12 protein-coding genes are annotated in these 13208 nt (G+C 62.7%); 9 read left to right on the forward strand and 3 right to left on the reverse strand.

The annotated features are described in order from the left end of the window. The first annotated feature begins 48 nt into the window (after positions 1–48). A complete protein-coding gene (locus EDD25_RS00525) occupies positions 49–1194 on the forward strand; it encodes an alkaline phosphatase family protein (RefSeq protein ID WP_175182986.1) in 1146 nt (381 codons plus the stop codon). A 25-nt stretch (positions 1195–1219) separates the two neighbouring features. Here the strand turns inward: EDD25_RS00525 and EDD25_RS00530 are convergent, their stop codons facing one another. After that, the gene (locus EDD25_RS00530; protein ID WP_134171543.1) at positions 1220–1810 is read right to left on the reverse strand and encodes a DUF3043 domain-containing protein; all 591 of its coding nucleotides are present in this window, start codon (positions 1808–1810) and stop codon (positions 1220–1222) included. Positions 1811–1848: 38 nt separating this feature from the next. Between EDD25_RS00530 and EDD25_RS00535 the strand changes: the two genes are divergently transcribed. The 6 genes from EDD25_RS00535 to EDD25_RS00560 all read left to right on the forward strand — a co-directional run bounded on the left by EDD25_RS00535 (position 1849) and on the right by EDD25_RS00560 (position 8691). Further along, positions 1849–3270 carry a dipeptidase gene (locus EDD25_RS00535; RefSeq protein ID WP_134171544.1) on the forward strand — a complete coding sequence of 474 codons (1422 nt, stop codon included), beginning with the start codon at positions 1849–1851 and terminating at the stop codon, positions 3268–3270. Between the two features lie 174 nt (positions 3271–3444). Beyond that, complete coding sequence (gene erpA / locus EDD25_RS00540) at positions 3445–3795, forward strand: iron-sulfur cluster insertion protein ErpA (protein WP_134174998.1); 351 nt, start codon at positions 3445–3447, stop codon at positions 3793–3795. A 212-nt stretch (positions 3796–4007) separates the two neighbouring features. Next, positions 4008–4895, forward strand: coding sequence for an aa3-type cytochrome oxidase subunit II (ctaC, locus tag EDD25_RS00545; RefSeq protein WP_134171545.1), 888 nt, complete (start codon positions 4008–4010; stop codon positions 4893–4895). Positions 4896–4898: 3 nt separating this feature from the next. Beyond that, positions 4899–6629: an aa3-type cytochrome oxidase subunit I gene (gene ctaD / locus EDD25_RS00550; RefSeq protein WP_134171546.1), complete on the forward strand. Its 1731-nt coding sequence runs from the start codon at positions 4899–4901 to the stop codon at positions 6627–6629. Continuing rightward, complete coding sequence (locus EDD25_RS00555; protein ID WP_134171547.1) at positions 6630–7052, forward strand: cytochrome c oxidase subunit 4; 423 nt, start codon at positions 6630–6632, stop codon at positions 7050–7052. It begins immediately after the preceding gene. Between the two features lie 253 nt (positions 7053–7305). Continuing rightward, positions 7306–8691, forward strand: a complete 1386-nt coding sequence (locus EDD25_RS00560; RefSeq protein WP_134171548.1) for an MFS transporter — start codon at positions 7306–7308, stop codon at positions 8689–8691. A 103-nt stretch (positions 8692–8794) separates the two neighbouring features. On the opposite strand, the gene EDD25_RS00565 is transcribed toward EDD25_RS00560, so the two are convergent. Further along, positions 8795–9697: a LysR family transcriptional regulator gene (locus EDD25_RS00565; RefSeq protein WP_241986335.1), complete on the reverse strand. Its 903-nt coding sequence runs from the start codon at positions 9695–9697 to the stop codon at positions 8795–8797. Positions 9698–9813: 116 nt separating this feature from the next. On the opposite strand from EDD25_RS00565, the gene mmsB reads away from it, so the two are divergent. Next, on the forward strand, positions 9814–10716 hold the full coding sequence (mmsB, locus tag EDD25_RS00570; RefSeq protein WP_134171550.1) for a 3-hydroxyisobutyrate dehydrogenase: 903 nt from the start codon (positions 9814–9816) through the stop codon (positions 10714–10716). A gap of 30 nt (positions 10717–10746) precedes the next feature. Further along, a complete protein-coding gene (locus EDD25_RS00575) occupies positions 10747–12231 on the forward strand; it encodes a CoA-acylating methylmalonate-semialdehyde dehydrogenase (protein WP_134171551.1) in 1485 nt (494 codons plus the stop codon). A gap of 139 nt (positions 12232–12370) precedes the next feature. On the opposite strand, the gene EDD25_RS00580 is transcribed toward EDD25_RS00575, so the two are convergent. Continuing rightward, positions 12371–13201, reverse strand: a complete 831-nt coding sequence (locus EDD25_RS00580; protein WP_166671152.1) for a methyltransferase domain-containing protein — start codon at positions 13199–13201, stop codon at positions 12371–12373. Positions 13202–13208 lie beyond the last annotated feature (7 nt).

A 13208-nucleotide genomic window follows, 5' to 3' on the forward strand; every position in this document is an offset into this window, starting at 1 on the left:
GGGAGTGCGCTGGAAAGTTCGGGCGCGGCCTATGTCAGACTTAGCCCGATGTCAACCATGTTACCGGCCCGTCAATTCAGCTCTCTGCGCCTTGCCGATGTTCTGACAAGTTCGCTCCTTGCCGTGCGGAGCGAGCCGAACCGGCTCGGTCTGCCCGCGGTGTCCAAGGCCGTCGTGGTTCTGGCGGACGGACTGGGAGTCAGCGCCCTGCGGGCGCGAGCGGGCCACGCCCGCTTTCTCGCCGGCCGACTGACGAAGGCCGATGTCATCGACGGGGTCTTTCCGGCCACGACCGCGGCAGGGATCGCGACGCTGACGACCGGTCTCGAACCGGGTCAGCATGGTTTGGTGGGCTACCAGGTGCTTGACGCGGACGGCGACCGAATCATCAACCAGCTCACGGGGTGGGACGCCGGTATGGACCCCGCGACGTGGCAGCGCGCCCGCACCGTCTTCGACCAGGCAGCGGATGTCGGCGTGCCCAGTTTCGCTATCGGACCCAAGCGCTTCATTGGCTCCGGTTTCACCCAGGCTGTGCTGAGAGGGGCGCGGTACGTCGCTGCGGAAAGTATCGGGGACCGGTTCGCCGCAGCGCGAGAAATCCTCGCTTCCGAGCCGACGGCGCTCGTCTACCTTTATGTGGCCGAGCTCGACGTTGCGGCGCACGCCCACGGTTGGGAATCCGGGCGGTGGCTGGCACACCTTGAGACCCTCGACTCAGAAATGGCCCGATTCGCGTCCGAGCTTGCCTCTGACGAGGGTGTGCTTCTCACAGCAGACCATGGCGTCATTGACGTGCCAGAGACCAAGCACGTGCTCTTTGATACAGCACCGGCCCTCGTGGATGGGGTGCGTCACATCGGGGGAGACCCGCGGTGCCTGCAGCTGTACGTCGATCCCGCGAGGATCGACGTGACGAGCGATTCCCTTGCCGCGGCGTGGCAGGTGGCGGAGGGGCACCGCGCCTGGGTCTACACCCGCGCGGAGGCTGTAGCAGCCGGACTGTTCGGGCAGGTCGACACCGATGTGCTTCCCCGTATCGGAGACGTCATTGTCGCGGCGAGAAAAGGCATCGCCTACTACGATTCGCGCCCGGCTAACCAGAGCGCACGGTCCATGATCGGTCAGCACGGCTCCCTCACCGATGAGGAAATCCGCGTGCCGCTCATCCGGGCCGGGGCATTTTCCCGCTGACCCGAATGAACGATTGTCCCGGGCGTTAGACCGGGTATTTTCCGCGCTTGACCTGCGGCTTCGGAAGACGCATGGGACGAAGTTGGAGAGCACGCATAGCGACGTACCAGCGCACCTTCTCCACCTTTCCGGCACCGAACTTCGACTCAATCTTCTTGGTCACGATGAAGCCGAGGACGACGCAGTCAACAATGGCCAAGATGAAGAACGCCCAGAGGGCGATGATTCCATAGGTCGCAATCGACGGGATCGTTGACAGCAGGATGACGAGGAACATCACCGGGATCATCAGCTCACCAACGTTGAACCGAGCGTCAACGAAGTCGCGTGCGTAGCGCTTCTGTGGCCCACGCTCACGAAGCGGGAGGTATTTGTCCTCACCGTTCGCCATGCCGATTCGGGCTCGGTCACGGGACACACGCGACTTCGCGCGAGCCTGCTTCGCCGCGAGCTTACGGTCGTTGGGTACGAGGGGTCTTTTGTTGGCCGCTTCCTGCATTCGGCGCGTCGGAGTCGGCTGACCTTTACCGGCTGAAGTGCCGTTCAGGCGAGCGGCCGTCTCGGCTGCGGTTTCGATCGACGGCTGTGCGTCGGGGTTCACTGGTTGTTTAGCCACATCAAATCCTTGCAATTGGGTGCCTTAAGATTACCCGTATGACAGATATCCCACGGACAATTGACGACAAAAGCACAGCTGACGACGCATCCGTTCGCACCGCGGTCGAACTCGGACTACCGGCGACCATCGCAGAACTGTGCGCGCTGGTGCGCATTCCCTCGGTCGCCTGGTCTGCTTTTGATCGCGCCACCGTGCTGCGAAGCGCCGAGGCCGTGGCGACTCTGGCCCGGGACCTACACGTCTTTGACACGGTCGAAATCAAACAGGCGGGCATTCCCGGAGGCACCGAGCTCGGCCAGCCCGCCGTGCTCGCGACACGGGCGGCACGGAATGGCCGGCCAACGGTCCTGCTCTACGCCCACCACGATGTGCAGCCTCCCGGCAAGGACGAGGATTGGGACTCGGCCCCTTTCGAGCCGACCGTGCGTGGTGACCGTCTCTATGGTCGCGGTGCGGCCGACGACAAAGCAGGAGTCATGGCGCACGTCGCCTCCATTCGTGCCCTTGTCGATGCTGCAGGTCCCGATTTTGATCTCGGCCTCGCCCTCTTCATTGAGGGAGAAGAAGAATTCGGCAGCCGGTCCTTCGCGACCTTCCTCGACGAGAATGTCGATGCCCTGCGAGCAGATGTGATTGTCGTCGCCGACTCGAACAACTGGGATGTGTCGACCCCAGCGCTCACGACCGGCCTCCGCGGCAATGTCACCCTGCGCCTCAACGTACGCACGCTGGACCATGCTTCCCATTCCGGCATGTTCGGGGGAGCCGTTCCCGACGCCATGATGGCGACGATTGCGCTGCTGGCGACGCTCTACAACGAGGACGGATCCGTCGCCGTGGCGGGGCTAACGATCCACACCGGCGACACCCCCGAGTACTCGGAAGAGCAGCTGAGGGAGGAGACGGGTCTCCTCGATGGAGTGTCGCCCATCGGACATGGCTCCATTCTCAGCCGGATCTGGTCCCAGCCCGCCATCACCGTCACCGGAATCGACGCGCCGAGCGTTGACAACGCGTCCAACACGCTGTCGCCCTCGATAACCGTGAGAGTGAGTTGCCGCATTGCTCCCGGGCAGCGAGCCAGCGATGCGGCAGCTGTGCTCGAAGAACACCTGCGCGCTCATGCACCCTTTGGCGCGCATGTCGAGATCTCCGAGGTGGACTGTGGCCAACCCTTCCTCGTGGACACGAGCGGATGGGCCGTGACCGAGGCGCGCCGTGCAATGACGGATGCCTGGGGCGCGCCCCCGATAGATATTGGGGTTGGCGGTTCCATCCCGTTCATTGCCGACCTGGTGCGGGTCTTCCCGGAGTCCCAGATTCTTGTGACCGGCGTCGAAGACCCCGACTCGCGGGCACACAGCCCCAACGAGTCCCTGCACCTCGGGGTCTTCAAGCGCGCCGTGCTTACCGAGGCACTGCTGCTGTCACGGCTGAACCACCGCAGCGGGCAGTAGCCGGAGTCAGAGCCATATTCCCCGCACTTTGCATCACGGGGAATGATTCAGGCTGCCACACGGTTGGAGGAGGTAGAATTGATTGTGATTTCCGAGTTATCACCTCGACTAGTCGACTTGACCACTTGACACGTTCGCGCGCTGCGACCACCAAGGAGAAACATGACTGACGCCATGACCGACACGACCAGCACCGCAGCCCATGGTGTTGGCCTGAGCGATACCGCCGCCGACAAGGTACGAAGCCTCCTGGCCCAGGAAGGACGTGAGGATCTTCGTCTGCGCGTCGCAGTGCAGCCCGGGGGTTGTTCCGGCCTGATCTACCAGCTCTATTTCGACGAGCGAGTTCTCGAGGGCGATGCTGTTGTTGACTTCGATGGAGTCGGTGTTGTCGTTGACAAGATGAGTGTTCCGTACCTTGATGGTGCGAATATCAACTTCGAGGACACGATCGAGAAGCAGGGTTTCACGATCGACAACCCCAATGCCGGCAGTAGCTGCGCGTGTGGAGACTCTTTCAGCTAGGCAAAGACCCCGCTGAAATGCGAAAAACAGGAGATCATCCCCAGTGGATGGTCTCCTTTCGCAATTTAAAGCCTGATTCCACCAGTGTCACGCGCGCTTCGGCGCAAAGTTGACCTCCAGGGTGCACGGAAGAAGGCTTTGCTCGGAGTAGGCTAGGAATCGGTCACAGCACTTCCTGAGAAGTGTCCTCGAATCCCCCCGAAAGGTCCCCGGTGCGCATTAATCACCGTCTCCGATGGGCTGCATTTCCGCTTGCAGCGACACTTGTCATTGTTCTCTCCGGCTGCACGCAGGCCCAGTTAAACGGCTATCTTCCCGGTTTTGAAGAAGGTCAACCGGCGGTGACAAACCAGACCGAACGAGTGTCCGGTCTGTGGACCACCTCCTGGATCGTCCTCCTCATCGTGGGCATCCTCACGTGGGGCCTCACGCTCTGGGCCATCGTCGTCTACCGTCGTCGCAAGGGCCAGACCGGACTCCCGGTGCAGCTCCGCTACAACATGCCGATCGAGATCTTCTACACGATCGTTCCGCTCATTCTGGTCGTAGGCTTTTTTGCCTTCACCGCGCGGGACCAGGTCGCACTCGAGACCCGCTTTGACAGCCCCGACGTCACTATCGAGGTCCAGGCCAAGCAGTGGGCGTGGGACTTCAACTACGTCGACGAGGATGTCTACTCCGCAGGCGTGCAAGCGCAGGCCGACCCTGACGGCGAACCCGGCGCCATCGTCGACTCAGAGCTGCCCGTCCTTGTGCTCCCGGTCAACAAAAAGGTTGAGTTCAAGCTCGAGTCCCGAGACGTCATTCATTCCTTCTGGGTCATCGACTTCCTTTACAAGAAGGACGTCGTCCCCGGCAAGACCAACTACATGTCGGTCATTCCGGAGCGCATCGGAACCTATGCGGGCAAGTGCGCGGAACTCTGCGGTGAGTATCACTCCATGATGCTCTTCAACACGGAGGTCGTGTCCCAGGCCGACTACGACACCTACATCGCCTCGCTGCGGGCTGCCGGCAACACCGGGCAGCTGGACAATAACTACGATCGCAATCAGAATCAGCCGGGCACGGAAGCCCCGACCGCTCAGGAAGGCAAGTAAGCCATGAGCACCACTATCACCCCTCCAGCGACGCGCATGGAGACTCCGGTCTCGCCGTCCGCTGAACGCAAGGGTAATTTGCTCGTCAAGGCGATAACGTCAACCGACCACAAGGTGATCGGTTACATGTACCTGATCACCTCGTTCGTGTACTTCTGCCTCGGCGGGGTCATGGCGCTCATCATTCGTGCGCAGCTCTTCGCCCCCGGTCTGGAGATCGTTCAGACCAAGGAGCAGTACAACCAGCTGTTCACGATGCACGGCACGATCATGCTGCTGATGTTCGCCACCCCGTTGTTCTTCGGATTTGCGAACTTCCTCGTCCCCCTGCAGATCGGTGCGCCCGACGTGGCGTTCCCACGTCTGAACGCGTTGGCGTATTGGTTCTTCAACTTCGGTAGCCTCATTGCCGTGGCCGGGTTCCTGACCCCCCAGGGCGCTGCGTCGTTCGGCTGGTTTGCGTACCAGCCACTCGCGAGCACGACGTTCTCGCCTGGTATCGGTGGAAACCTGTGGATGGTGGGGCTCGGTCTTTCCGGGTTCGGTACCATCCTCGGTTCCGTCAACTTCATTACGACAATCATCACGATGCGTGCCCCCGGCATGACGATGTGGCGCATGCCGATTTTCACCTGGAACTCACTGATCACCTCGTTGCTTGCCCTGATGGTGTTCCCGGTTCTCGCCGCAGCCATGCTTGCAGCCGCCTCCGACCGCATCTTTGGTTCGCACATCTACGACCCCGCCAATGGCGGTGCCATACTCTGGCAGCACTTGTTCTGGTTCTTCGGTCACCCCGAGGTATACATCATTGCCCTGCCGTTCTTCGGTATCGTTTCGGAAGTGTTCCCCGTCTTCAGTCGAAAGCCGATGTTCGGGTACAAGACGCTGGTCTACGCGACTATTGCGATCGCCGCGCTCTCCGTTTCTGTCTGGGCGCACCACATGTACGTCACGGGCTCCGTTCTGCTGCCGTTCTTCTCGCTCATGACGATGCTTATCGCGGTCCCGACCGGGGTGAAGATCTTCAACTGGATCGGAACGATGTGGCGGGGTTCCGTCACATTCGAGACGCCCATGCTCTGGGCCATCGGCTTCCTCATCACCTTCACGTTCGGTGGACTCACTGGAGTCATCCTCGCCTCGCCGCCGCTTGACTTCCACGTCACGGACACCTACTTCGTGGTTGCGCACTTCCACTACGTCGTATTCGGCACCGTTGTCTTTGCCATGTTCAGTGGCTTCTACTTCTGGTGGCCGAAATGGACAGGGAAGATGCTCAACGAGAGCCTCGGCAAGTGGCACTTCTGGTTGCTCTTCATCGGCTTCCACACCACGTTCCTCGTGCAGCATTGGCTGGGCGTCGTCGGTATGCCCCGTCGCTATGCGACGTATTCACCCGATGACGGATTCACGTGGATGAACCAGGTGTCGACCATTGGCGCCATGATTCTGGCCACGTCGATGATTCCGTTCTTCCTGAACGTATACATCACGGCCCGCAAGGCACCGCTGGTTACGGTCAACGATCCCTGGGGCTACGGTTCGTCGCTCGAGTGGGCAACGTCTTGCCCGCCGCCGCGTCACAACTTCACGTCCATCCCGAGAATTCGGTCTGAGCGTCCGGCATTCGACCTCAACCACCCAGAGGCGGGACTTCCCGTGGGTATTGGGTACCTCAAGGACGCACCGGATGCCCCCACGTACGACGCATCATCGAACAAGGTGAAGTAAATGAGAACTAACGCGCGTCTCTTCTGGGGCCTGGCGGCCTTCTTCGCCCTCATGGCGGTTATCTACACGGTGTGGAGCGTCATCGATCCGTTCACCGGAAGCGTGGAGTGGGCAGGAACGTTTGCCCTCTCGCTCAGTGCTGTCCTGGCCGCGTTCATCGGCTTCTACCTGGGCAAGGTTTACACCGCCCAGGGCGGCGAGACTCCCGAGGACCGACTCGATGCCAACATCGATGACGGCGATGCCGAGTCCGGGTTCTTCAGCCCGTGGAGCTGGTGGCCCATCGTGCTCGCGGCATCTGCTGCGCTGGTGTTCCTGGGTCTCGCTGTGGGCATCTGGGTCGCATTCATTGGGCTGGCGTTCGGAGTCATCGGGCTCGTGGGCTGGGTCTACGAGTACTACCGGGGTCTCTTCGCCCGCTAAGCAACTGCAGTATCACGTGCCGGTCTTCCCTGGGAAGGCCGGCACGACTGTTTAACCCGCGACGCGAGTGGGCATTCCACGGTGAGCCCGACCAAGGCCGTGTGCAGTTTTGCACACCCGGCCTGTGCTAATCGATATTGACAGGCACAAAGCCAGCGCACAGGCTGATACAAGCCAAAACACCTGATCGGCGCTGCCGACCACGTCGCGGCCTCCGATCACGATGTGTCAAAGAAGACACGAGGGGAATCCCATGAGCACCAGTTCCAACACCCGAAACGGTGTGCAAGAATCCGGATTGAAAAAGGTCGTCGCGGCCTCCATGGCCGGCACGGTCGTCGAATGGTACGAGTTCTTTCTCTACGCCTCGGCGGCCACTCTGGTCTTCGGCACCCTGTTCTTTCCGAACGCGGGCAGCGAACTCGAAGGCATTATTGCGGCATTCGCAACCTACGCCGTCGGCTTCCTGGCACGCCCCATCGGCGGCATCGTCTTCGGACACTTCGGTGACAAGTTCGGTCGCAAACGCCTACTCCAGCTCAGCCTCGTGCTCGTCGGAGTGGCAACCTTCCTGATGGGCTGCCTGCCGACCTTCGACCAGATCGGCTACCTCGCACCGGTTCTCCTCGTGCTCCTGCGCTTCATCCAGGGCTTCGCCGTCGGCGGCGAATGGGGCGGCGCCGTATTGCTCGTCGCCGAGCACAGCCCCGCGAAGTCGCGCGGATTCTGGGCCAGCTGGCCGCAAGCCGCCGTGCCTGCCGGGAACCTGCTCGCCACGGCCGTGCTCTTCATACTCGCCTCCACCCTCTCCGACGCGGCCTTCCTCAGTTGGGGCTGGCGTGTCGCGTTCTGGCTCTCCGCCGTCATCGTGCTCGTCGGCTACTACATTCGCACCAAGGTCAGCGATGCCCCCATCTTTCTCAAGGCGCAAAAAGAGGTCGTCGCCGGCGAGAAGAACTTCGGCATCGTCGAGGTCTTCCGCCGTTACCCGCGCGGGGTGTTCACCGCGATGGGCCTGCGCTTCGCCGAGAACATTCTCTACTACCTCGTCGTCGTCTTCTCGATCACATACCTCAAGATCATCGTCGAGATGGACACCTCCCGTGTTCTGCTTCTCCTGCTCATCGCCCACGCCGTTCACTTCACTGTGATTCCGATCGTCGGTCACCTCTCCGACCGCGTCGGCCGTCGACCGCTGTACCTCACGGGTGCCGTCCTGGCTGGCACCTGGGGCTTCTTCGCCTTTCCGATGATGGACACCGCGAACGACATCATCATCATCATCGCCATCATGACGGGCCTGCTGTTCCACGCCCTCATGTATGCCGGCCAGCCAGCCATCATGGCTGAGATGTTCCCCACCCGCATGCGCTACTCAGGGGTCTCGCTCGGCTACCAGGTGACGTCGGTCATTGCGGGCTCCATTGCACCGATCATCGCCGTGAGCCTGCTCTCCACCTTCGGTTCATCCGTGCCGGTGGCGATCTACCTCGCGGCGGCCTGCCTCCTGACGGCGATCGTGGTGATCACGCTGAAGGAAACCCGCGGCCTCTCCCTGCATGACATCGATGCAGCGGATGCCGCCGAGACAGCTGATCGCGCCGCCGCCTCTGAGCTGGCGAGCACGACGAGCCGCTGACAGCTGGACCCGATGACGGCCCGATCACAGCGATCGGGCCGTCATCACTTTGCCGCCGCCCGCTTTTCTCGTGACCCACGGTTGACGCGTGCCGACAGCAGACTCAGCCAATGAACGCCGCCGGTCGATTCGCGATCTCAAGGGTGATCGCGTCTATCGCGGCACGCACCACGGGGGAGCGCAGCGATTCGGACCGCACGACCGCCCAGATGGGCAGCTGGCGTTGAAAATCGTCGCGCAGCACCGGAACGAATTCCGGCCGGTCGTGCACGAGAAAGTTCGGCAGAAGTCCGATTCCGGCGCCCGCCTGAACCGCCTCCAGCTGCGCGAACAGGCTCGTTGACTGAAAGCTCGTGGCGGGCTCCGGCAGCTGCGACGACCGGTGGCCGAGGTCGGTCACGAGCAGAGCGCTTTCGACATACGACACGAAACTGTGGGACTGAATATCGTCGAGCGACGGGGGGACACCCCGGCGCAGCAGGTATTCATGGCTCGCGTAGAGCCGCAGGAAGTAGTTGGTGAGAAACATTGCCTGTGCGTTGTTGACGTCGTTGCGCCCGGCCACGATTTCAAGGTCAACGCCCGACCGGTTCTGGCTGACCTTGCGGGTGGCGCTAAACATTTCGATATTGATGCGCGGGTGGTCGCGCTGGAGTTTCACGAGTGCCGGTGTGACGATCTCGGCCCCGAACCCGTCGATAGTGCTGATGCGCAGCAGCCCCGACAGCGGGTCGGTGTGGCTGATCGCCGTGGTGAGGGCGCCGAGCTGGTCTTCGATCGCTTCGGCGGCGTTGACGGCGTGTCGGCCCAGCTCGGTGAGTTCCCAGCCGTGCGGGCTGCGCTCGAGCGTGCGACCGCCCAACTCCTGGTCGAGCGAGAGGATGCGTCGCGAAATGGTCGTGTGGGTGGTGTCGAGCGCCTCGGCGACCGCGTTGAAGCGGCCCAGCCGGGCCACGGTGAGCAGCACGAGGAGGTCGTTGGGGCTCGGAAGCCGGTGTGAACTCACGAATCGGTCCTTTCGCGTTTGTGCATCTATGCACATGCCCTCTGTAAAAAATTACCTTGATTGCACTCTATCCGGCTGCGAGGGTGGAGGCAGCACACAAGCAAAGGAGCTTCGTTATGTCAGTAGTTGCATGGATCGGGTTGGGCAACATGGGCGGACCCATGTCAGCAAATATGGTGGCCGCCGGGCACGAGGTGCGAGGGTTCGATCTGAATCCGGATGCCCTCGCCACGGCCGTTCAGGCGGGCGTCACCGCCGCCGGGAGCATCGCGGATGCCGTCATCGGTGCCGACGTCGTTTTCACCATGCTCCCCAAGGGCGACCACGCCCGGGCGGTCTACTTCGGCGAGGACGGAGTGCTGGCCAACACCGACACGACGACCCTGCTGGTGGATTCGTCGACGATCGACATCGACACCGCCCAGGCCCTGCACGATGCAGCTGCCGAGGCCGGCTTTCGGTTCGTCGACGCGCCTGTCTCCGGTGGCATGAGCGGCGCCACGGCAGGAAGGCTCACCTTCATGATCGGCGGGGAGGCCGGCGCGGTCGCCGATGCCACGACGTTCATCGAGCCGATGGCGGCCAACATCATCCCGACCGGCGGTGCGACGACCGGCCAGGCCGCGAAGATCTGCAACAACCTCATGCTGTTCATCAATCTCGCCGCGGCGGCCGAGGGCGCTGTACTGGCCGAGCGGCTGGGACTGGACAAGCAGGTGTTCTGGAATATCGCATCCGTTTCGTCGGGCGACAGCTGGGCGCTGCGCACCTGGTATCCCGTCAAGGATGTCGTCGAGACGGCCGCGGCCAACCGGGACTTCGCTCCGACCTTCACGACCACCCTCGCGAGCAAGGACATCGGCCTGGCCATCGCCGCGGCCCGGGCGACCAACACCCCGCTCGAAATCGGCGAGCACGTGGCCGAGCTGTTCCAGCGCCTGATCGACGAGGGCGAGGGCGGCAAGGACTGCTCCATGATCGTCAAACTCGTTGACGGCACCCTGCAGCCCCAGGCCTGACCCCTGTCACTCATCAGAAAGAGCACTCCCATGCAAACAGTTCCCCACTACATCAACGGCCAGCGCGTCGAGTCGGCCGAACGGTTCGGCCCCGTGTTCAATCCCGCCACCGGTGTGCAGGAGAAGCAGGTCGTGCTGGCCTCCCGTACGGTCGTGATCGACGCCATCGAATCCGCCACGGGCGCCCTGCCCGAGTGGCGCGCAAGCAGTCTGGCCAAGCGCACGGCAATCTTTTTCAAGGTGCGAGAACTGCTCGCGGAGCGTACGAATGAACTCGCGGCCATTCTCACGAGCGAGCACGGCAAAGTGCTCTCCGACGCGGCCGGCGAGATCACCAGGGGCCTCGAGAACATCGAATTCGCCACCGGCCTGGCCCAGATGCTGAAGGGTGACTTCTCGCAGCAGGTCTCCCACGGAATCGACGTGCACTCCGTGCGCCAGAGCGTTGGCGTCGTCGCCTGCGTCACCCCGTTCAATTTTCCAGCCATGGTGCCGCTGTGGATGATCGGCAGCGCCATCGCCTGCGGGAACACGGTCCTCCTCAAGCCGAGCGAGAAGGACCCGTCGTCGGCCATCTTCATCGCCGAAATCTTTACCGAAGCCGGTCTGCCCGCCGGAGTGCTCAATGTGGTGCAGGGCGACAAGGAGGCCGTCGACGAACTGCTCGACAATCCAGACGTCAAGGCGATCAGCTTCGTTGGCTCCACTCCGATCGCGAAGTCCATCTACAACCGCGCGGCCGCGAACGGTAAGCGCGTGCAGGCGCTGGGCGGGGCCAAGAACCACATGGTGGTGCTGCCGGATGCCGACCTCGATATGGCAGCCGATGCCGCGATCAACGCGGCGTACGGCTCCGCCGGGGAGCGCTGCATGGCCGTGAGCGTACTCGTGGCCGTCGGCGGCATCGCCGACGACCTCGTCTCCGCGATCGAAAAGCGCATGAAAACGCTCATCGTCGGCCCGGGAACCGATCCGGCCTCGCAGATGGGCCCGCTCATCACCGGCGAGCACCGCGACCGAGTCGCGTCCTACCTGACCGGCGCGGAAGCTGCGGGTGCCACCATGGTCGTCGACGGCCGCGAGCAGAACTTCGACAGCGACGGCTTCTTTCTCGGAGTGAGCCTGATTGACCACGTCACGCCCGGCATGAAGGTCTACGACGACGAAATCTTTGGCCCCGTGCTCTCTGTCGTGCGTGTGGATACCTTCGACGAGGCCGTGAAGCTCGTCAACGATCATGAGTTCGGCAACGGTGTGGCGCTGTTCACGCGCGACGGCGGGGCGGCCCGGCAGTTCGAGTTCGAGATTGAGGTCGGCATGGTCGGTATCAACGTGCCTATTCCGGTGCCGGTCGGGTCGTTCTCTTTCGGCGGCTGGAAGAACTCGCTCTTCGGTGACGCGCATATGTACGGACCCGACAGCATCCGCTTCTACACCCGCGGCAAGGTCGTCACCACTCGCTGGCCCGACCCGGCCTCCTCCGAGATCGATCTCGGCTTTCCGCAGATGGCCTAGGCCACGACGACGCGGGTCCTCGATTGTCGGGGCCCGCTTTCGCCGTTAAGCCAGCAAATGTGGGTCTCGGGGTGCCGCCCTCCTCGTCTACCGCCCGCCCCCTATTCGCTTCGCGAAACACTACAGGAGGCCGGAAGCATCAAGAAGGGTGACGACGGAAGCTGAACAGATCGAAGGCGGCCGTCACGGCACGCGCTGGGCCCGTTGCCGGTACGGGCGTGAGGGGGTCCAAGTGATGAGCCGAGGGCCCCATGTCAATCAACGCCGCGACGTCTGTTGGGGAGAGGCTGAGCTCCAGGGAGATGGACCGCTGCGACTCGAGGTCGAAATGATTGGCGAGTGCTGTCGTCAGGTGGGTTGCCTTGTCGGGCTGAATCTTCAGGGCGAGTCCGTCTGCACGGAGCTCCTGAAGGTGAGTGCTGTGCGGCGCCACGACGAGCAGGAGTCCCCGGTCGGCGAGAACCCGGTGGAATTCCGCCGCATTCCGCGGGGCGAACACATTGAGGATCACCTGCGCTGCGCCGTCGCGGATCGGCAGGGGCGACCAGACATCGGCGACCAGGCCATCGATGCGTTCATCGGCCCGTACCGTGCGCGCCACGGCAACGGGGGAGAGATCCAGGCCCAGGGCTCGCGCCGTCGACATTCCGGCGAGAGCGGCTCGTAGGTAGTATCCGGTGCCGCAACCGACGTCGAGGACGCGGAGCGGGTGCTCCGCCGCAATCGTCTCGGCAATGGCATGCCGGAGGGGTTCATACCAACCGCCAGCCTGGAATCGATCCCGAGCATCCAACATGACGGCGCTATCGCCGATGAACTTGCGGGGACCGGGCAGCATCGTGGCGTACCCGCGTTTGTTCACATCGAAGGAATGACCGGTGGCGCAGGCGAGCGTGAGGGGATCGTGCGGCTCAAGGAGCAGAAAACAGTTCGGGCACCGAAGCCACTCCGATAACGTCTGGAGTGACATCGATGCC

Source organism: Cryobacterium psychrophilum, assembly GCF_004365915.1.
In the GTDB taxonomy this organism is placed as follows: domain Bacteria; phylum Actinomycetota; class Actinomycetes; order Actinomycetales; family Microbacteriaceae; genus Cryobacterium; species Cryobacterium psychrophilum.